Raw genomic sequence first — 20,302 nt, forward strand, 5'->3', positions numbered from 1 at the left:
AAGCGAGCAGGCCGGACGAGCAGGCCGGACGAGCAGGCCGGACGAGCAGGCCGGACGGGCGAGCAGGCCGGACGGGCGAGCAGGCCGGACGGGCGAGCAGGCGGTCTAAGATCGTTGGCCGCTGAAAAGGCGCTCGGCCATGCGGTCCCACTCGGCGTCGTGCCCGGGAACGGCCAGGATGCGGCGCAGCGCCTCCTCATCCCCGTGCCGAGCCCGGAACCAGTCGCCCACCGTCACCCCGACCTCGGGCCGCGAGACGACCTCCACCTCGTCCCCGGCGCCAAGCTCCCCGAGTGAGACCACCCGCAGGTAGGCCCCAGGCCGCCCCGCCGCCGTGAACCGCTTGACCCACCCCGGCTCGTCCATCCAGTTGCGGAACACCACACACGGAATCCGGGGCCCGCTCACCTCCAGCAAGGCGCTGCCCACCCGCCACCGCTCGCCGATCACAGCCCCCGTGACGTCGAGGCCGGACGTGGTGAGGTTCTCGCCGAACTGCCCGTTACGCAGCTCCCGCCCGAGCTCCCCCTCCCACCAGTCATAGTCCGACCTTGCGTACGAGTAGACGGCTTGGTCGGGCGAGCCGTGATGCTTCTTGTCGGCCCGCTCGTCACCCGCGAGCCCGTTGGCCAGTACGGCCACCCGGTGCGTGACCGCCCGCTTGTCGATCGCCGTACGCCCCAGCTTCCCCGCCCACTCAGCCTCGACCGATTGGCCCACATTTACGGAGATAACGCCCATGCTTGGACGGTAACCGAGAGCCTGCTCCCCCAGCGACCCGATTACCTCTCACCTCGATCTCCACCCCAGGGTGGAGATCCGCGCACTCAACCCTCGGGCCGATCCGGTACGCCGTGCCGATCCCTACGGTCAAACCCGTGGAACCCATACTGATCTCTCTCCTCGTCCCCCTCGCCGTGGTGTTCGTGGTCTACCGCCAGATGCAGACCCGTCCCACCGCCAAGCGGGGCATCCTCTACACCGCCGCCTTCATGATCATCGTCGGTATCGCATCCGGCGGGGTCATCGATCCCCGGCACCTCGCGCTCAGTCTCGGCCTGGCCCTGGTGGAGGCCGTCGTCGCCGTCGTCCTGGGCGTATGGCGGGGGACAACCGTACGGGTGTGGTTGGACGACTCCGGCGTCTCCTGGTCGAAGGCCACAGCCTGGACCATGCTGGTGTGGCTGGCCTCGGTCGCCATCCGCGTCGGCCTGTACTTCGCCGGAGGCGCCCTCGGCCTCGATCTCTCCAGCGGCGGGATCATGCTGTTCATCGGCCTCACCATCGGCGCCCAGTCGTACGTCGTCGCCCGGAGAGGGCGTGCGCTTTCGAGCATGGACAGGCGACCGGATACCGTCGTGGGGTGATGCGTGCGCCGTACGGAATCGCCCTCGCGCTGCAGCTCGGGGTGATCGCGCTGCTGATCGCGGCCCAGATGGGAGCAACCCCCGCGCCGGGCCTGACCGGCATCGGACTGGCGGTCACCCTCCTGACCGCCGGACTGGGCCTCACCCTGCTCACCACCCTGTTCCTGTCACTACGCGACCGCCACACCCACCCCCACCCCACCCACCGAGAGGCCCCACGGCAAGACTCATGGGCGGCCCTGACGGAAGCTCGACAGGAGGTCCCGCTGGAAACCCACCGGGAGGCCCTGCGGGAAGTCTCACGGGCGGCCCGGCAGGAGGGCCGACTGGAGGCGCTGCCCGAGGACCGACTGGAGGCGCCGCCCGAGGGCCAGCGGAAGGTCCGGCAGGAGAGGCGGCCCGAGGGCCAGCCGGAGGTCCGGTCCGAAGGCCAGTGGGAGGTCCGGCGGGCAGGGGGCTCGCCGACGCAGCCGTCAGCGCCGGCCAGCCCATCGCAGCCAGAAGCGCCGGTGCCGGTGCCGGTGCCGGTGCCGGTGCCGGGCAGCCCACCAGAGCCGTCCGCGCCAGACAGCCCGACGGACCCAGGAGCGCTGGCACCGGGCAACCGACCACAACCGGAAGCCCCGGCGCCAAGCAACCTACTGCAGTCCGCATCACCCGCGCTGGGCAACCGACGGCAGCCCGAGGCCTCGACGCCAGGCAGCCGACCGCAGCCAGAGCTCTCAGCGTCAAGCAGCCCGACGCCGTCAGTGCCAGCAGCACCCGGCGATCCGACACCGTCGGGGTCACCAGCACCCGGCGCTCCGACGCCGTCGGGGTCACCAGCACCCGGCGCTCCGACGCCATCGAGGCCAACAGCACCCGACAACCCGATGCCGTCGGGGTCGCCGACGCCCGACGGCCCGATGTCCTCAGGACCCCCTGAGTCAAGCAGGCTGAGGATGCCGGGTGGTGGCCTGGTGGGGGCCGAAGCGGAGGCGGGGTCAGGGTTGACGGCGGGGCCGGGGTTGGCGGCGAAGTCAGGGTTGGGGGATTTGCGGGCCTTGCGGGTTTTCGGGGTGCCTGTCGCGCTGATCGCAGTCGCCCTTGCCGTGGTCCTCTCCATCGCCCTCAGCACCCTGACCGACGGCGGCGCCGCGATCGGGGCTCTGCTCATCTCCGTCAGCCTGGCCGTCACCCGCTTCACCCTGCGCCAGGCGCTGCCCATCGGCCTGCTGGCCGTCGGGGGCCTGGTCGTGGCGGGTGCGATCGTCGGCAACCCGGCCCGGGACCTCCCCCTCATCCTCAGCACCTGCCTGATCTTCCTGATCTCGTACGCGGCCAGGCAGCGCAAGGCCACCAGGGCCGCGGAGGCGCGAGAGGCCGTGCTCGCGGAACGGGCCAGGATCTCCAGGGAGATCCACGACATCCTCGCCCACTCCCTCTCGGCCCAGCTCGTCCATCTGGAGGGCGCCAAGTTGCTGCTGCGCGCGGAGCGCACGGCCGAAGCGCTCGACCGGGTCACCCGGGCCCGCGACCTGGCCAAGTCGGGGCTCGATGAGGCCAGGCGCGCGGTGCAGGCGCTGCGCGAGGACCCGCCCGCGCTCCCCGTGGCGCTGCGCACGCTGGCGGACGACTTCGAGGGCGCCGCCCACCAGGCCTGCACGCTGCGTGTCTCCGGCCCCGAGCGCCGCCTGCCGCCCGAGACGGAGCTCGCCCTGGTGCGCACCGCCCAGGAAGCCCTCACGAACGTACGCCGCCACGCCCCCGGCAGCCCGGCCACGGTCGAGCTCGCGTTCGACCGGCTCTGGTGCGAGCTGCGCATCACCAACCCGGCCTCCGCCGAGAAGGGCTCGCCCGGGGGCGGCTACGGCCTCGTGGGCATGCGCGAACGGGCCGAACTGCTCGGCGGGACACTGTCGGCAGGCGAACACGACGGCGGCTTCCAGGTGCGCCTGAAGGTGCCGGCATGACCGGGGACGCCCGGATGACCAGGGTCATCGTGGTGGACGACCAGGCCGTGGTGCGCGAGGGCCTGGTGCTGCTGCTCGGGCTGCTGCCGGACATCGAGGTGGTCGGCTCGGCCGGGGACGGCGAGGCGGCGCTGCGGCTGGTCGAGGAGCGGCGGCCCGACGTGGTGCTCATGGACCTGCGCATGCCGCGCATGGACGGTGTGGAGGCCACCGGCCGCATCCGCGCCGGGTTTCCGGACACCCAGGTCGTGGTGCTCACCACGTACTCCGACGACGAGTCCGTCTTCGCGGCGCTGCGAGCGGGCGCGCGCGGCTTCCTCACCAAGGACGCGGACGCCGACGACATCGCCAGGGCCGTCGCCACGGTGAAGCGCGGCGACGCCCAACTCGACCCCACCGTCCAGCGCCGCCTCCTGGACACCATGTCGGCGCCCACGAGGCAGACCCCGGCCACAACCGGAACCATCCCTCCTCCTGGAATCGTCCGTGACGGCCTCCCCGACGGGCTGACCCCGCGCGAGGGCGAGGTGCTGGCTCTCATCGCCGACGGCCTCTCGAACACCGAGATCGCCGGCCGCCTCTACATCTCGGAGGCCACCGTCAAGACCCACATCAACAACCTCTTCGCCAAGGCGGGCCTGCGGGACCGAGCCCAGGCCGTCTCCTACGCCTTCCGGCACGGGGTGGCGCGCCCGCAGTGAGCCCGGCCGATCAGGCGCGCCTGAGCTGGGACTCGCCGTCGAACCCGGCCAGTTGTAACAACGTCTCCAACGCCGCCTGCCTGGTCTCCTCGACCGAGTCACCCCGTTCGCCGAAACACTCCGCCGCCACGTCGAGCAGAGCCGCCACCACGACCGCGTCGGGATAGGGCACGTCGACGAGCACGGTGCCGTCGCCTCCCTCCTCTCCCGAAACCAGGTGGAGCCTCAGCAGCCGTCGAGCCTCCTCAGCCACAGCCACCCCCAACACGGCGGCACGCTCGAATCGCTCAGAAGCAATCACGTCACCCTCCAGTCGCACTGGTGTTCGGAATAGAAGGTAGGCGATGGCACCGACAGAAAATCGTCGCCATCGCCTGTGCGATCGGCTGGCTAGGCTCGGATCCGTGTACGACTCGATCATCAGCGTTCACGGCCTCACGGTCGAACTCGGCGGCAACCCCGTGCTGCGAGACATGGAGCTGACCGTGTCACCGGGCGAGATCGTGGCGGTCGTCGGCCCGAACGGGAGCGGCAAGTCGACCCTCCTGCGCTGCCTGGCCGGGCTCCAGCCCGCGACCTCCGGCGAGGTCAGGGTGTTCGGGGAGCCGCCGGCCGACGACGCCGCCTTCTGGCGCCGGGTGGCGATGCTCGGCGACGAGCCCGCCTGGTATCCGGGGCTCACCGCCCGCGAGCACCTGGAGCTCATGGGGGCCGTGCACGCCGAGGCCCGTATGGGGGTGGAGGCGGCGCTGGAGGTGTTCGCGCTGGTGGAGCGGGCGGACGCGCCGCCGCTGAACCTGTCCACCGGGCAGCGCCAGCGCCTCTCCCTGGCCTCCGCGCTGCTCAGGCCGAGCACGTTGCTGCTGCTCGACGAGCCGGAACGCGGCCTGGACGCCGGTTTCCGGGCCCGGCTGGCCGATCTGCTCGAGGAGTACGCGGGCGAGGGAGGCACCGTGGTGATGGCCACGCATGATCACGACCTGGCCGGGCGCGCCCGCCAGGTCTCACCGTCAGGGGTGGACGCGTGAGCGGAGCCGACGCGCCTCCTGGGGGTGGACGCGTGAGCGGAGCCGACGCGCCTCCTGGGGGTGGACGCGTGAGCGAGGCCGCAGGCAGTGTGCGGGCGGTGCGGGCGTATCTCCGCTCGCGTGGCCCGGCCCGCGGTGGCCTGCTCGATCGGTACGTCGCCGGGTTCGGGCTGGCGATGCTCGCCGCCGTGCTCGGCCACCCGCTCACCACCGTGCTCCAAGGGCTGGCCGGAACGGCTGATCCCGCCCGCGTGAGCGCGGGTGTGGCCCTGCTCGCGCTGGCGCTGGCCGGTTTCCTGGCCGCGGCCCGCGCGGCGGGACCCGTGATGCTGTCCGCCGCCGACGCCTCCTGGCTGCTGCCCTCGCCGCTGAACCGGCGGCACCTGCTCGGACGCACCGCCCGGGTGCTGTTCACGGTGGCGGTGGCGGCCGGGCTGCTGCTCGGGCTGGGGCTGGTCGCCGTGCTGGGCGCCCCCGACCAGCTCGTGTGGCGCCTGCTCGGCGCCATGGTGCTGGGCGTCTCGGCGACCGCGGGCGGGATGGCCCTGGCGGTGCTCGGTCAGGCGTCCCAGTCGTGGCAGGTCTGGGTGACGTCCGCGACGGTCGCGCTGCTGGTGGCCGCCGTCGTGACCGTCAGCGGGCAGCTGCGAACGGTGCTCGCCGTCGCCGCGAGCGCTCCCTTGTCGGCGGTCGCCGTCACCGCGGCCGTCGCGGCGGCCTCCTCCGCCCTGCTGGCACGCCACGCGTGGACGTCGCTCGACCGGATCCCCACCCGTACTCTCGTCACCGCCTCTACCCGGGCGGGACGCGTCGCGAACGCGGCCGTCGGCCTCGACCCCGATGCGCTCACCTGGATAGCGGAGGACAACCACTGGCGGGCCAGGAAGCTCAGCTCGCGGCGGTGGCCGGCGCTGCCCGCGCCTCTCGCGCTGGCCTGGCACGACTGGCGCCGGGTGGGCCGCAGGCCGGGGCGCCTGGGGGCCATGTTCGCGATGTCCGCGTTGCCCGCCGTGCTGGCGCAGGCGGGCGGCGCTCCGGTGACGCTCGGGGCGGCCGTGCTGGCGGGTTCGCTGGCCGTGGCGGCGGTGAGCGTGTCGGGGGCGCGCAGGGACGGCGACAATCCGGCCCTGTCCAGGCTGCTCGGCGTGGACCGCCGCCAGGCGCTCGCGGCCCGCGCGGTGCTGCCCATGCTGCTGAGCGGTGCGTGGGCGACCCTGGGGCTGGCCGCCCTGAGCGCGGGCGGCGCGCTGCCGGGGGTGTGGTGGCTGTTCGGGCCACTGGCGGCCCCCGCGCTGGCCGCGGCCGCGCTGCGGATGGCCAGGAGGAGTCCGGTCGACCACTCCATGCCGATCATCGACACCCCGGGCGGCGCGATCCCGACCGGGCCGCTGCGCTGGGCGCTCACCGGGGTGGACCTGGCGGTGCTCGGGTGCCTGCCCGCCGTTGCCGCGCTGCTGTCCCCGCCGGGCCCGCTGGGCGGCTTCCTGGCGGCTCAGGCCGTCGCGGGCGCTCTGGTGCTGGTGGGGTACGTGGTCCGCAACCGCGGGTAGGACGCTCAGGCCACGTACACGACGCTCTCGACGCCCCCGTACGGGATCGTCCGGTCCCTGCGCATGCCCGCCCGCTCCGCCACCTTCAGCGACGCCAGGTTGTCGGGCTGGATGACCGCGACGACGGTCCCGAGCCCCTTGCCGACCCGCAGGGCCGCCTCCACGAGCTCTCCCGCGTACCCGTGGCCCCAGGCGGACGGCCGGAACCGGTAGTAAAGGTTCAGCACCTCGTCCCCGCCGACGATCGCGCGGCGCAGCCCCCCGAACCCGATCACCTCCGACCCGCCGATCGCGCGCACGGCCCAGTAGCCGATGCCGCGCTCGGCCCAGTCGGCGAGCCACAGGTCCAGCATGGCGCGGCTGGACACCAGGTCAACGCTGGGGCCCCCGGGGTTGTACACGTTGGTACGGGGGTCGGAGTGAAGCTCATGGACAGCGGTCAGATCGTCGAGCGTGACCCGCGAAAGGACCATGCGCGCGGTTTGCACCACTTCCATGCTTTCAGGGTAGTCGCCTACCCCGAATGCCCTACTTCTTCTTGTCGGTGGACGACTCGGTGGACAGCGCGGCGACGAAGGCCTCCTGGGGCACCTCCACGCGCCCGACCATCTTCATCCGCTTCTTGCCTTCCTTCTGCTTCTCCAGCAGCTTCCGCTTACGGGAGATGTCACCGCCGTAGCACTTGGCCAGGACGTCCTTGCGGATGGCGCGGATGTTCTCGCGGGCGATGACCCGGGCCCCGATGGCGGCCTGGATCGGCACCTCGAACTGCTGCCTGGGGATCAGCTCGCGCAGCTTCTTCGCCATGTCGACACCGTACGTGTAGGCCTTGTCCTTGTGGACGATGGCGCTGAACGCGTCGACCGGCTCACCCTGCAGCAGGATGTCCACCTTGACCAGGTCGGCCTCCTGCTCGCCGGCGGGCTCGTAGTCGAGCGAGGCGTAGCCACGGGTGCGCGACTTGAGCTGGTCGAAGAAGTCGAAGATGATCTCGCCCAGCGGCAGCGTGTAGCGGATCTCGACCCGGTCCTCCGAGAGGTAGTCCATGCCGAGGAGCTGGCCGCGCCGCCCCTGGCAGATCTCCATGATCGCCCCGATGAACTCGGACGGCGCCAGGATCGTCGACTTGGTGACCGGCTCGTAGACCTGCGCGATCTTCCCACCCGTGGGGAACTCCGACGGGTTGGTGACGGTGAGCTCCTTGCCGTCCTCCATGACCACGCGGTAGACCACGTTGGGCGCCGTGGAGATCAGCGACAGGCCGAACTCGCGCTCCAGCCGCTCCCGCACGATCTCCATGTGCAGCAGCCCCAGGAACCCGACCCGGAACCCGAACCCGAGCGCCGCCGACGTCTCCGGCTCGTAGACCAGCGCAGCGTCGTTGAGCTGCAGCTTGTCGAGGGCCTCGCGCAGCTCGGGGTATTCGTCGCCGTCGATCGGATAGAGCCCTGAGAACACCATCGGCTTGGGGTGCTCGTAGCCCGCCAGCATCTCCTGGGCCGGCTTGACCGACGAGGTGACCGTGTCACCCACGCGCGACTGGCGCACGTCCTTGACGCCGGTGATCAGGTAGCCCACCTCGCCGACGCCCAGCCCCCGCTCGGAGACCTTGGGCTCGGGCGAGATGACGCCGATCTCGAGCGTCTCGTGGGTGGCGGCGGTGGACATCATGAGGATGCGCTCGCGCTTGCTCAGGTGGCCGTCCACGACCCGCACGTACGTGACGACGCCGCGGTAGGTGTCGTAGACGGAGTCGAAGATCAGCGCCCGGGCCGCCGCGTCGGCGTTGCCCACGGGGGCGGGAATCTCGCGGACCACGTGGTCGAGCAGCTCGCGGACGCCCTCGCCGGTCTTGCCGGACACCCGGAGCACGTCGGACGGGTCGCAGCCGATCAGCCCCGCCAGCTCCTCGGCGAACTTCTCCGGCTGCGCCGCCGGCAGGTCGATCTTGTTGAGGACGGGGATGATGTGCAGGTCGGCGTTCATGGCCAGGTAGAGGTTGGCCAGCGTCTGCGCCTCGATGCCCTGGGCCGCGTCGACCAGCAGGATCGCGCCCTCGCACGCCTGCAGCGACCTGGACACCTCATAGGTGAAGTCGACGTGGCCGGGCGTGTCGATCATGTTGAGCACGTGACCGTCCCACGGCAGCCGCACGGCCTGCGACTTGATCGTGATGCCCCGTTCGCGCTCGATGTCCATCCTGTCGAGGTATTGAGCGCGCATGGAGCGGTCGTCGACCACGCCGGTGATCTGCAGCATCCGGTCGGCAAGGGTTGACTTGCCATGGTCGATGTGCGCGATGATGCAGAAGTTGCGGATCAACGCGGGGTCGGTCTGGCCAGGCTGAGTGCGCACCGAAGTCCGTTTCGACAGGGTTGAGGTCAAGCAGTCTTTCATGGTGACATGCCCGGGTGACTGCCCGAACCGTCATCCGCCGCGGCCTGCGCCTGCTCACGCTTGCCTTGGCCATCGTGGTCGCGCTGGTCGGCCTCCTCGCCGCCGCGCTCCGCCTCCAGTTTACCGGTGCACCGGCGGCCTGGGCGAAGAGCACGGGCAACGACGCGCTCTGGCTGGGCCACGCGTGGGTGGACGGCCGCCGCACGGAGCGCGACGTCGAGCAGCTGGCGGTACGGCTGCGCGCCACGGGGATCAAGGACGTGTACGTCCACTCCGGCCCTTTCAACTGGGACGGCACCCTAAGCCCAGACAAATACCCCAACGCCGGAAATTTCGTGAAGTGGTTACGCGAGCGCCTCCCCGCGGTCCGCATCTCCGCCTGGCTCGGCCAGTCCGTCAAGAACGGCCTCGACCTCGACGACCCCAGGTCCCGCGAGAACGTCCTGTCCGGCGTCGCCGCCATCATGAAACAGGGCTACGACGGCATCCACTACAACTTCGAGCCGATCGGCGACGGCGACACCGAGTTTCTGGAGCTGCTGGAACGCACCCGCCGGCACACCGGCCTGCTGTCCACCTCCACCCCGCAGATCGAGCCGTACCCGGGCCTGCGCCTGACCGCCAGGGCTTTGCTGTCGCACGACAAGTACTGGTCCCAGGGCTACTTCAAGCAGGTCGTGGACCGCGTGGACCAGGTCGCCGTCATGACGTACGACTCCTTCACCCCCCTGCAGTCCCTCTACGGCGGCCACGTCGCCCGCCAGGCCGGGCTGGCCCTGGACCTGGTGCCCGCCGACAAGGCCCTCTACATCGGCGCTCCGGCCTACCACGACCACGGCGTGCCCTGGCTCGACAACGCCGAGAGCGTCGCCATGGCCGCCGAGGGCGCCCGGCTCGCGCTGTCGGAGCACGGCCGCCGCGAGCGCTTCGGCCTGGCCCTCTACGTGGACTTCGCCGCCACGGAGGAGGACTGGCACGAGTACGCCACACGGTGGATGATCGGCTAATGTAGGGTTTCCGCGCCGAGCGAGCGCCGAGCATCCGAAACGCCGATGCTCAAGTACGCGTTGATTTGAGAGCCAACCTGAGTTATTGGTATCCTGTTCAACTGCGTGTGGCGCGCCCTCTCTCGAGCCCGCGCGCCCCATCCATCACTCAGACTTTCACCGAGGCTTCTTCGTGGCGAACATCAAGTCCCAGATCAAGCGCAACAAGCAGAACGAGAAGGCTCGCCTGCGTAACAAGGCGGTCAAGTCCTCTCTGAAGACGGCCGTCCGCAAGTTCCGCGAGGCCGCCGAGCAGGGCGACACCGAGCAGGCCGCCGTGCTGCAGCGGGCCGCTGCCCGCCAGCTCGACAAGGCCGTCAGCAAGGGCGTCATCCACAAGAACCAGGCCGCCAACCGCAAGTCCGCGATCGCCAAGCAGGCCGCGGCGCTGGCCGCCGCCAAGTAGGTCGGCCGCCAGGCAGAACGCCTGGCACAGGAAACGCCGCACTCCCTCCGCGGGTGCGGCGTTCTCGTTTTCGCACCCTTTTGTCACAGTTTCGATATCACACGCCCGTATCGGGTGCGTCACCGTTCCAAAGATCGCCTTGCCCCGCCGCCCGAACCTGCCCGAAGGTGCACTAAAACGGGGCGAAGGGGGACACATGCGGGGGCCGTTGGTCGTCAAACGTGCGCTCAGCGAGCCGCTGCTCCTCCTGGCCGCCTTCGGCTCGATCCTCCTGGCCACGACCACGCTGGTCGCGCTGACCATGTACGCCTCCTCCATCGCGGACGCCGGTGTCCGCAGGACGATGGAGACGGCCTCGTACCGCCAGACCGCCGCCACCGTCAGCGCCCCCGTGACGGCCGAGACGTTCCCGAAGTTCGACCGGTCGGTACGCGCCGAGTTCGCCAGGGCCTACGCACGCCCGCCCGCCGTCACCACCAGCTTCCGCTCCGACTCCTACGTCATGCCGGGCCAGGACGCCCAGGAGCGGCCCGAGCTGCTCAGGTTCGGCAGTTACGACGGGCTCGACCAGCACGCCAGGCTCGTCTCGGGCTCCTGGCCGCGCGCCGGCGGGGACCGGGTGGAGGCCGCGATCTCGCTGTCGGCGGCCTCGGCGACCGGGCTGAAGGCGGGGCAGGAGTTCACCACGAAGGGCCGCCTCGACCCGCGGCCGGTCACGGTCCGCGTCGTGGGCGTGTTCCAGCTCAACGACCCGTTCGGCGAGCGGTGGGCGGGTGAGCAGCTGCTCAGCCGGGGTGTGGAGCGCGGCGAGTTCACCACGTACGGGCCGCTGATGGTGCCGCGCGAGACGTTCGTCGCCCGCTTCGCCACCAGCGTGAACGCGACCTGGACCGCCGTACCCGACCTGCGCACGCTCACCCCCGCCCAGCTGCGCCCGCTGGCCGGAGCGATCGACCGGCTGGGCGAGCGGCTGAAGGCGGACGGCTGCGGCAGTTGCGTGGCCGCCAGCCGCCTGCCCGAGATCCTGACCCAGCTCGACACCGCGTCCCTGGTGGCGCGCTCCACGATGCTGATCCCGGTGCTGCAGCTGCTGTTGCTGGCCGCGTACGCGCTGATGCTCACCGCCCGCCTGCTCGCCGACCACCGCCGCATGGAGGTGGCGCTGCTGCGCTCGCGCGGCGCGGGCACGGTGCGGCTGGCCGCGCTGGCGGGCGGCGAGGCGCTGCTGGTGGCGGTGCCGTGCGCGGTGGTCGCGCCGTTCCTGGGCCCGCCGCTGCTCGCGCTGGTCAACCTGCTGCCCTGGATCAGGGCCTCAGGGGTACGGCTGGCGCCCTCGGCCGATCTGGGCACGTTCCTCGTGTCGTTCGGCGTGGCCCTGGCCGCGGCCGTCCTGCTGGTGCTGCCGGCGCTGGCGGGCGCGCGGCGCACGTACGTGGAGGAGCAGGCGGCGCGCGGGCGCGGCGGCGGGCGCGGGCTGATCGAGCGGGCGGGCGCCGACCTGGCGCTGCTGGTCGTGGCCGGGCTGGCGATCTGGCAGCTCCAGCGCTACGGCGCGCCGGTGACCGCGACTGCCGCGGGCGGGCTCGGCATCGACCCGCTGATCATCTCCGGGCCGGCCCTGGCCCTGCTCACGGGCGGCATGCTGGGGCTGCGGCTGGTGCCGCGCGTCTCGAAGCTGGCCGAGCGGGTGACGTCCAGGCGGCCGGCACTCGCCCCGGCGCTGGGGGCCTGGCAGGTGAGCAGGCGGCCGCTCAAGTACGCGGGCCCGGCGCTGCTGCTGACCATGGCCATCGCGATCGGCATCGTGTCCATGGCCACCGCGTCCACCTGGCGGGCCTCGCAGGTCGACCAGGCCCGCCACCAGGCCGGGGCCGACCTGCGGCTGTCCGGTCCCCCTGACGGGCCGGAGCTGGGGGCGCTCGGGCGCGGGACGGCGTTCACCGCGCTGCCCGGGGTCACGGCGTACTCGCCGGGATTTCGCGGTCAGACCGAGGTGAGCGGCGAGAGCGCGCTGCTGCTCGGCCTGGACGCGGGCAAGCTCGGCGAGCTGTTCCACCTGCGTGCCGACCTGTCCGCGCAACCGGTCGGGGAGATGTCGCGGGCGCTGGTGGGAGACCGGGCGGGCAAGCTGGACCTTCCCGGGCAGCCGTCGGCGCTCACGCTGCGGGCGGAGGCGGACGGCGAGCTGCCGCTGCGGCTGGTGCTCTCCGACGCGCTCGGCGTGTGGCGCGACGTGTCGCTCGGCGTGCTGCGCAAGGGTGAGAACCGGATCGACGTCGACCTCCGGGCGCTGGCCGGGCGTACCGGGAAGATCACGTACCCGCTGTCGCTGCGCGGCCTCGTCGCGGGCACCCCCCAGAGCCCCGCGAACCTGACCCTGACCGGCCTCAGCGCCGACGGCCGCGAGGTGGCGACGCCGCCGGTGTCCATGAAGGTGACGCGGCCCGCGGCCGCCGGCCTCGCGCCGCTGCCGAAGCCCGGACCGCTGCCGGTGGTGCTCACCGCCGACCTGGCCGCCTCGCTCAAGCTGGCCGCCGGCCAGGTCGGGCCGGCCAGCATCGACCGCAGGGTGCTCCAGGTGAAGGTGGTGGGCGTCGTGGACAGCATGCCGACCACCCCCGCGGGGCAGAAGGCCGTGCTCGCCGACTGGGGGACGCTGCAGACGTACGAGCTGGCCGCGGCGCAGCTGCCCAGGCCCGCCACCGAATGGTGGCTCGGGGCCGGTGACACCGCGCCCGCGGTGAAGGCGCTCCAGACGCGGCCCGAATGGGACGTGACCGCGCTCGACCAGCGCAGGCTGGCGGCCGAGCTGCGGGACGACCCCCTGGCCAGCGGGTTGCAGGGGGCGCTGATGCTCGGGTTCGCGGCGGCGCTGGTCTTCGCGACGCTCGGTTTCCTGGTGAACGCGACCGTCGCGGCCCGGGAGCGCATGGGCGAGTTCGCGATCCTGCGGGCGCTCGGGGTGAGCTCCCGGCAGGTGTTCGGGGTGCTGGCGGTCGAGCAGGCCTTCGTCATCGGGCTGTCGCTCGTCGCGGGCACCGGGCTCGCCGTGGTCGTCGGCGCGCTGGTCGTGCCGCACATCGTCCTGACCGGGCAGGCCTCGGCCGTCACCCCCGGCGTGGTGCTCGACATCCCGTGGGCGGCCACCGCGGCGATGCTGGCGCTGGTGGCCGCGGTGCTGATTGCCATCGTGGCCGGGCTGGCCCGCCGCCTGCGCGGGCAAAACGGGCAACTCGTGGAGGAACGGTGAGGATCGCCCTGCTCGCCCGCGTGCACCTGGGCGCGATGGCCGTGCTCTTCGTGCTGGCGCTGAGCGCCTGCCTGCTGGTCGCGGGGCTGCCCAGGGCGATGCAGGCGTCGTTCGACGAGGCGCTGCGCCGTTCGCTGGTCGCCGCCCCCGCGGTGCAGGCCGACCTGACGGTGTCCGTGGAGTCGCGTTCGTCCGAGGAAGACCTGCACGAACGCGGCCAGTTCGACGCCCGCGACCGCCGCTGGCGCCAGATCCTGCCGCCGGCGCTGCGCCCGCTGGCGGTCGGCGCGGGCCACATGAGCGCCAAGACCACCTTGACGCCCGTGACCGGGACCCGCGGCCATACCCACATGAACCTGGGCTGGCTCTCCGACGCGGACCGGCGCGTGGACTGGGTCCAGGGGCGGGCGCCCGGCAAGCCCTCGACCATGCGGTACGAGGGCGCGACGATCCCGGTCTTCGAGGTGGGGATCGTCGCGGAGGCCCTGCCCGAGCTGGGCTACAAGGTGGGCCAGACCAAGATGGTCGGCGAGAACGACTACGCCGCCCTGAAGATCGTCGGCGCCTTCAAGGCCAAGGACCCCCGTGACCGCTACTGGTCCCACAACGTCGACCTCCTGCAGGTCCTCAAGACGGAGACGCCGGGCAGCGACGAGTTCGAGAAGCACGTCACGACGCTGATCCCCGACGAGGGACTGACCGTGCTCAGCGGCGAGGGACGCAACCTGTCCTACCACTGGGTCCTGCCGATCGACGCCCGTGGCGCGAGCGCGCTGGCCGCGCCCGACCTCCAGGCGGCGGTCGCCGAGTTCGGGCGGGTGGCCGCGCTCCAGTCGACGGCCAGCCCGTACCACCTGGACACTGGGCTCTCCAAGCTGCTCGGCGACTTCCTCGCCGAGGTGGCCACCGCGCAGACCGTGATGTACCTGGTGCTCGGCGGGCTGCTGGCGGTGGCGCTCGGCGTGATCGCGCTGGTCGTGCTGCTGCTGGGCAACCGGCTCGATCACACGCTGTCCCTGGCGCGGGCGCGGGGCGGGTCGCTGCGGCAGGTGGCCGGGACGGGGGCGCTGCTGACCGGCGTCGCGGTGCTGCCCGCCGCGCTGGCCGGGTACGGGCTGTCGTTCCTGGTGCCCGGGCCCGCGCTGCCCATCGTGCACCTGGGGCCCTTGGTCGTGGTCGTGGCGGCCGTCGGGTTCGCCGGGGTACGGCTGGCCCTGGCCCATCGGACGCCGCTGCACGAGCGCCGCGACGACGTGTCCGCCGGTCGGCCCTCCGCCCGGCGGGTCACGCTGGAGGTGCTGGTCGTGGTGCTCGCGCTGGTCGGCGCGTACCTGCTGCGGGCCCGTGGCGCCTCGCAGGATCCGTTCCTGCTCCTGGTGCCCGTCGGGCTGACGCTGGCGGCGGCGTTGATCACCTTGCGCTGCTATCCGTACCCCTTGCGGCTGTTCGTACGGCTGGCCGCGCGCGGGCGGGCGGCCGTGCCGTTCCTGGGGCTGACCAGGGCGGCCAGGGCGCGCTCCGCCGGCGTGCTGCCCGTGCTGATCCTGCTGCCCGCGCTGGGCGTGTCGGTGTTCGCCGCGGTGATCTCCGGCGAGATCGCGGACACGCAGCGGCTGGCGTCCTGGCAGCAGGTGGGCGCGCCGATCAAGGTGACGTCGGACTTCGAGATCCCCGCCGCCTCGATCGACCGCGTGCGGGCGACGCCCGGCGTCGAGCAGGTGCTGATCGCGCAGACCGGGCGGGTGCAGGTCGGGTACGGCGCGGAGCGGGCCGAGGCGCTCGCCGTGGACGTGGCGCAGTGGCGCCGGATCCTGGACGGCGCCCCGATCAGCGTGCCCCCGCTGTCCGACGGCGCGCTCGTCTCCCCGGAGCTGCGGGGACGGGGGACGTTCGAGATCGGGTGGCAGTCGCGGGTGAAGCTCGCCACGCGGGGCGTGGTCGAGTCGGTGCCCAGTTTCTTCACCTCGGGGAAGTTCATGGTCGTGCCGCTGGGCGTGCTGACCCGGCCCGCCCCGAACACCCTGCTGATCAAGGGCGACGTCTCCCCTGACGTGCTGGCGCGGCTGGTCCCGTCCGCGACCGTGGAGTCGCAGGAGGGGGCGCTGAGCGCCATCCAGGACGACCCGCTCACCAGCACCGTGCGCTGGACGCTGGTCGTGGTGACGGTGGCGCTCGGCTCGTACGCGCTCGTCGCCGTCGTGCTGGCGCTCGTCATCGGCGCCGCCGAGCGCGCCAGCGCGGTGTCGTTCCTGCGCACGCTCGGACTGTCGGACCGGCAGGCGCAGCGGCTGACCGTGCTGGAGATCCTGCCCTTGATCCTCATCACCGCCCTGGTCGGGCTCGGCCTGGGCCTCGGTCTGCCCTACGCGCTCGGGACCGGCGTGGACCTGTCGTCGTACGCCGGAGACCTGCCGGTCGGCGACTACTCGCTCGACCTGTTCGTTCCTGTGCTGCTGGCGGGCGGGCTCACCGCCGTCGCCGTGCTCGGCGCGTACGCGCACACCGCCATCAGCCGCCGCCGCAACCTCGGCGCCGTCCTTCGAGTGGGGGATCTCTCATGAACCCGACCCTGTCCGAGCTGGAAGCCAGGGCCACGCGGGAGAAGGCCGCGTTCGGCGGCGACGCGCACATCGTGTGCGACAACCTCGTACGCATCTACAAGACCGAGGGCGTGGAGGTCGTCGCGCTGCAGGGGCTCGACCTGGTGATCGACAAGGGCGAGCTGGTGGCCATCGTGGGCGCCTCGGGGTCGGGCAAGTCGACCCTGCTCAACGTGCTGTCCGGGCTGGACGTGCCGACGGCCGGGGTGGCCAGGGTGGCGGGGATGGACCTGCTGTCGATGAACGCCCGCGACCGGCTGCGGTACCGGCGGTCCGTGGTCGGCTTCATCTGGCAGCAGACCGCGCGGAACCTGCTGCCGTACCTCTCCGCCAGGGAGAACGTCGAGCTGCCGATGAAGCTGGCCGGTCGCCGCGGGGGCCGCGCGCTGGAGCTGCTGGAGTTGCTGGGCGTGGGGTACTGCGCAGACCGCAAGATTCCCGAAATGTCGGGCGGCGAGCAGCAGCGGGTCGCCATCGCCGTCGCGCTCGCCAACTCCCCGCAGCTCATCCTCGCCGACGAACCCACCGGGGAGCTGGACAGCGAGACGTCGGAGCAGGTGTTCGACGCGCTGCGCAAGGCCAACAGGGAGCTGGGGGTGACCGTGGTCGTCGTGACGCACGACCCGCTGGTGTCGGAGCAGGTGGACCGTACAGTGGGCATTCGCGACGGGCGTACCAGCAGCGAGACGCTGCGGCGCGAGGGCGCCGAGGGGCAGATCGTCGCCGAGGAGTACGCCGTGCTGGACCGGGTCGGGCGGCTGCAGCTGCCGCGCGACTTCATGAACGCGCTCGAGATGGAGCGGCGGGTGCGCCTCGAGCTCGAATCCGACCACATCGGCGTGTGGCCCGCCCGGGAGGAGCCCTCTGATGACTGACTCGCCCCTGGTCGTGGTGGAAGGGCTGCGCAAGGTCTACCGGACCGGACCCAAGGAGGTCGTGGCGCTGCGGGAGGTGTCGTTCTCGGTGTTCCCGGGCGAGCTCGTCGCGGTCCGCGGGCGGTCGGGGTCCGGGAAGACGACCCTGCTCAACCAGATCGGCGGCCTGGACAAACCGGACGCCGGACGGGTGGTCGTCGCCGGACACGAAGTCACCGCCATGTCCGAGGACGGCCTGCTGGCCCTGCGCCGCGACGTGGTGGGATTCGTGTTCCAGTCGTTCGGGCTGATCCCGGTGCTGTCCGCGGCGGAGAACGTGGGGGTGCCGATGCGGCTGCTCCGGACACCGACGGAGGAGCGGGAGGCCCGCGTACGCCTTCTGCTGGCGTTGGTGGGGTTGGAGCAGCATGCCAACCAGCGGCCGTACGAGCTGTCCGGGGGGCAGCGGCAGCGGGTGGCCATCGCCAGGTCCCTGGCGAACCGGCCCCGGCTGCTGGTTGCCGACGAGCCCACGGGGCAGCTGGACTCGCAGACCGGGCGGCAGATCATGGAGCTGCTGCGGGCAGTCGTACGGAGTGAGGGGGTCACGGCCCTGGTCGCCACCCACGATCCCAGCTTGATCACGCTGGCCGACCGGGTCCTGGAGATCAACGACGGCATCATCCACGAACCCGCCCTCACCTGACTCACTCCGCTGAGCCGATAATCCGGTTGATCCGGATCGCCGACCGGTGGTAGGCCGGTGGGATATTTCAGCCGATCGGAGATATGCGTGACTCTTTCGCCGTTCCGCATCGAGGTACCCGGCGACGTGCTGGACGACCTGCGAGCTCGACTGCGCGCGACCAGGTTCACGGACCGCACCGGCGCCAACGCCTGGCAGGCCGGAGCCGACCCCACGTACCTGCGGGAACTGGTGACGTACTGGGCGGAGGGGTTCGACTACCGCGCCCGGGAGGCCGAGCTCAACGCGCTGCCGCACCACCGCGAGCGGGGCCTGCATTTCGTCCGGATCGCCGGAGTCGGTCCCGCGCCCATGCCCATCCTCCTCTGCCACGGATGGCCGAGCAGCTTCCTGGAGATGCTCCCCCTGGCGGCCCGCCTCGCCGATCCCGCCCGCCACGGCGGCGACCCGGCCGACGCGTTCGACGTCGTCATCCCGTCCATGCCGGGCTTCCTCTACTCCGAGCTGCCGCCGGAGCCGCTCACCCGGGCCGCGATGGCGCGAATGCTGCACACGCTGATGACCGACACCCTGGGGTACGACCGGTATGCCGCCTTCGGCGGCGACATCGGCGGGGGGGCCACCCAATGGCTGGCCGCGCTCTACCCGGAGAAGGTGATCGGCATCCACCTGATCCATCCCCCGTTCCCCACGTCGTTCGACGACCCGCCTATGTCGGCGGAGGAGCAGGCGTTCGTGGCGGCCGAGGAGGCGTACGACGAGCTCGACGGCGGCTACAGCGCCATCATGGGAACCCGGCCCGACACCATCGCAGCCGCCCTGATCGACTCACCCGCCGGACTCGCCGCCTGGATAGTCGACAAATACCGGGATTGGAGCGACTGCCACGGCGACCTGGAGTCCCGCTTCGACCGCGACACCCTGCTCACGATCCTGACGCTGTACTGGGCGACCGGCTCGATCGGCACGTCGTTCAGGCAGTACTACGACTGGGCCCACAACACCCCACGCCCACCCATCACGGTGCCGACAGCCATCACCCTCAGCCACGAACCGGTCCTGTCCGGCATCCCCCGCTCGATCGCCGAACGCGCCTGCACCGACCTGCGCCACTGGAGCGAACCCGGCCGCGGTGGCCATTTCCTGGCCCTGGAGGAGCCTGCGCTGATGCAGGAGGAGCTCACAACGTTCTTCCGCCCTCTCCGCCCAGCCGCGAAGTAGTCAGGTCGAGCGCGGCTCTACGGGTGGAGGAGCACCTTGATCGCGCGGCGTTCGTCCATCGCGGCGTAAGCGGCGGTGATGTCGGACAGGGGCATCTCCGCGTCGAACACGCGTCCCGGCTGGATGGTGCCGTCCAGGACGTCGGGCAGGAGCTCGTCGAGGTAGCTACGAACGGGCGCGACGCCGCCGCGCACGCCGACGTTGGAACTGAACATCGTGCCGGCCTCCAGGGGGCCGCCGTAGGGCACGCCGACGAAGCCGACTTGACCGCCGGGCCGCGCCGAGCGCAGTGCCTGGTCCATCGACTCCTTCGTGCCGACGCATTCGAGAACGGCGTCCGGACCGATTCCGTCGAACATCTCCTTGAGTTCGGCGATACCCGCGTCACCACGCTCGGGGACGATGTCGGTCGCGCCGAATTGGCGTGCGAGTTCCTGCCGGTCAGTGTGGCGTGACATGGCGACGATGCGCGATGCCCCGAGGCGTTTGGCCGCGATGACGGCGCAGAGTCCGACCGCGCCGTCGCCGACCACGGCGACGGTTGAGCCCTCGCTCACGCCGCCCGAGACGGCGGCGTGGTGGCCGGTGGGCATGACGTCGGACAGCGTCAGCAGGCCTGGGATGATCGAGAGGTCGGGCCGTCCGGGGACGACGACGAGCGTGCCGTCGGCGAGCGGGACGCGTACGCGCTCGCCCTGGCCGGCGTCCGCGGAGCCCCCGGTCCGGGGGTCGCTGCCCCAGAACCCGCCGTGGAGGCAGTGAACGCTCCAGCCGTTACGGCAGTTGATGCAGGTGTTGTCGCAGATGTGGAACGGCGCGATCACGAAGTCGCCGGTCCGAACATTCTCGACGTTCGCGCCGACCTCCTCGACCACGCCGACGAACTCATGTCCGATGCGCCGGGGCGCCTCGACCTTGTCGATACCGCGGTAGGGCCACAGGTCTGAGCCACAGACACAGGAGGCGACGACGCGGACGATCGCATCCAGCCCGCCGCCCGGTCCGTCGGTCGCCAGGACCGGGTCGGGGACGTTCTCCAGACGAACGTCTCGGTCGCCGTGAATGATTGCGGCCTGCATATTTCCCCTTTAATAGTCATGCGTGTCGTTTCCGCATGGTCCACGCTAGGGGCGGGTTCGCGGCGGTGGGAGTCACTGTCAGTGACCCTCAAGCGCGTGACATCGGCGAGCGGCAAGACCCAGCGCCAGATGACGCAGGACCGAA

At 71.7% G+C, this 20,302-nt stretch carries 17 protein-coding genes; 12 read left to right on the forward strand and 5 right to left on the reverse strand.

What is annotated here, in order from left to right; translation table 11 throughout:
* Window positions 1-105 precede the first annotated feature (105 nt).
* Window positions 106-741, reverse strand: a complete 636-nt coding sequence (locus ACWEPL_RS07225) for an MOSC domain-containing protein (RefSeq protein ID WP_452435469.1) — start codon at window positions 739-741, stop codon at window positions 106-108.
* Window positions 742-878: 137 nt separating this feature from the next.
* Between ACWEPL_RS07225 and ACWEPL_RS07230 the strand changes: the two genes are divergently transcribed.
* From ACWEPL_RS07230 to ACWEPL_RS07240, 3 genes are all read left to right on the forward strand, one after another.
* Window positions 879-1,367 carry a hypothetical protein gene (locus ACWEPL_RS07230; protein WP_452435470.1) on the forward strand — a complete coding sequence of 163 codons (489 nt, stop codon included), beginning with the start codon at window positions 879-881 and terminating at the stop codon, window positions 1,365-1,367.
* A 1,058-nt stretch (window positions 1,368-2,425) separates the two neighbouring features.
* A complete protein-coding gene (locus ACWEPL_RS07235) occupies window positions 2,426-3,319 on the forward strand; it encodes a sensor histidine kinase (protein WP_452435471.1) in 894 nt (297 codons plus the stop codon).
* Complete coding sequence (locus ACWEPL_RS07240; RefSeq protein ID WP_452435472.1) at window positions 3,316-4,020, forward strand: response regulator transcription factor; 705 nt, start codon at window positions 3,316-3,318, stop codon at window positions 4,018-4,020. Before ACWEPL_RS07235 ends, ACWEPL_RS07240 begins: the two co-directional genes overlap by 4 nt.
* A gap of 10 nt (window positions 4,021-4,030) precedes the next feature.
* On the opposite strand, the gene ACWEPL_RS07245 is transcribed toward ACWEPL_RS07240, so the two are convergent.
* Complete coding sequence (locus tag ACWEPL_RS07245) at window positions 4,031-4,279, reverse strand: hypothetical protein (RefSeq protein WP_355201822.1); 249 nt, start codon at window positions 4,277-4,279, stop codon at window positions 4,031-4,033.
* Between the two features lie 145 nt (window positions 4,280-4,424).
* Between ACWEPL_RS07245 and ccmA the strand changes: the two genes are divergently transcribed.
* Complete coding sequence (gene ccmA / locus ACWEPL_RS07250; RefSeq protein WP_452435473.1) at window positions 4,425-5,048, forward strand: heme ABC exporter ATP-binding protein CcmA; 624 nt, start codon at window positions 4,425-4,427, stop codon at window positions 5,046-5,048.
* Between the two features lie 68 nt (window positions 5,049-5,116).
* Window positions 5,117-6,598, forward strand: a complete 1,482-nt coding sequence (locus ACWEPL_RS07255; protein WP_452435474.1) for a DUF6297 family protein — start codon at window positions 5,117-5,119, stop codon at window positions 6,596-6,598.
* Window positions 6,599-6,603: 5 nt separating this feature from the next.
* Here ACWEPL_RS07255 and ACWEPL_RS07260 read toward each other — a convergent pair whose 3' ends face one another.
* Both ACWEPL_RS07260 and lepA read right to left on the reverse strand, forming a co-directional pair.
* Window positions 6,604-7,095, reverse strand: a complete 492-nt coding sequence (locus ACWEPL_RS07260) for a GNAT family N-acetyltransferase (RefSeq protein WP_363967492.1) — start codon at window positions 7,093-7,095, stop codon at window positions 6,604-6,606.
* 31 nt (window positions 7,096-7,126) lie between these two features.
* Window positions 7,127-8,995, reverse strand: coding sequence for a translation elongation factor 4 (lepA, locus tag ACWEPL_RS07265; RefSeq protein WP_452435475.1), 1,869 nt, complete (start codon window positions 8,993-8,995; stop codon window positions 7,127-7,129).
* Window positions 8,996-9,009: 14 nt separating this feature from the next.
* Here lepA and ACWEPL_RS07270 point away from each other — a divergent pair, with 14 nt between their 5' ends.
* The 7 genes from ACWEPL_RS07270 (at window position 9,010) to ACWEPL_RS07300 (ending at window position 19,078) form a co-directional block, all read left to right on the forward strand.
* A complete protein-coding gene (locus tag ACWEPL_RS07270) occupies window positions 9,010-10,002 on the forward strand; it encodes a hypothetical protein (RefSeq protein WP_452435476.1) in 993 nt (330 codons plus the stop codon).
* A gap of 172 nt (window positions 10,003-10,174) precedes the next feature.
* Window positions 10,175-10,447, forward strand: a complete 273-nt coding sequence (gene rpsT, locus ACWEPL_RS07275; protein ID WP_363967496.1) for a 30S ribosomal protein S20 — start codon at window positions 10,175-10,177, stop codon at window positions 10,445-10,447.
* 196 nt (window positions 10,448-10,643) lie between these two features.
* Window positions 10,644-13,697 carry an FtsX-like permease family protein gene (locus ACWEPL_RS07280; RefSeq protein WP_452435477.1) on the forward strand — a complete coding sequence of 1,018 codons (3,054 nt, stop codon included), beginning with the start codon at window positions 10,644-10,646 and terminating at the stop codon, window positions 13,695-13,697.
* Window positions 13,694-16,258: an FtsX-like permease family protein gene (locus ACWEPL_RS07285; protein WP_452435478.1), complete on the forward strand. Its 2,565-nt coding sequence runs from the start codon at window positions 13,694-13,696 to the stop codon at window positions 16,256-16,258. Before ACWEPL_RS07280 ends, ACWEPL_RS07285 begins: the two co-directional genes overlap by 4 nt.
* Window positions 16,255-17,172 (forward strand): ABC transporter ATP-binding protein, encoded by a 918-nt coding sequence (locus ACWEPL_RS07290; RefSeq protein WP_192791084.1) that lies wholly within the window; start codon window positions 16,255-16,257, stop codon window positions 17,170-17,172. Before ACWEPL_RS07285 ends, ACWEPL_RS07290 begins: the two co-directional genes overlap by 4 nt.
* Window positions 17,165-17,857, forward strand: coding sequence for an ABC transporter ATP-binding protein (locus ACWEPL_RS07295; RefSeq protein WP_452435479.1), 693 nt, complete (start codon window positions 17,165-17,167; stop codon window positions 17,855-17,857). Before ACWEPL_RS07290 ends, ACWEPL_RS07295 begins: the two co-directional genes overlap by 8 nt.
* An 87-nt stretch (window positions 17,858-17,944) precedes the next feature.
* Window positions 17,945-19,078, forward strand: a complete 1,134-nt coding sequence (locus ACWEPL_RS07300) for an epoxide hydrolase family protein (RefSeq protein WP_452435480.1) — start codon at window positions 17,945-17,947, stop codon at window positions 19,076-19,078.
* Between the two features lie 17 nt (window positions 19,079-19,095).
* Here ACWEPL_RS07300 and ACWEPL_RS07305 read toward each other — a convergent pair whose 3' ends face one another.
* Entirely contained in the window at window positions 19,096-20,157 is a 1,062-nt protein-coding gene (locus ACWEPL_RS07305) for a zinc-dependent alcohol dehydrogenase family protein (protein WP_363967506.1), read from the reverse strand.
* Window positions 20,158-20,302: the final 145 nt, after the last annotated feature.

Source organism: Nonomuraea sp. NPDC004186, from assembly GCF_053603495.1.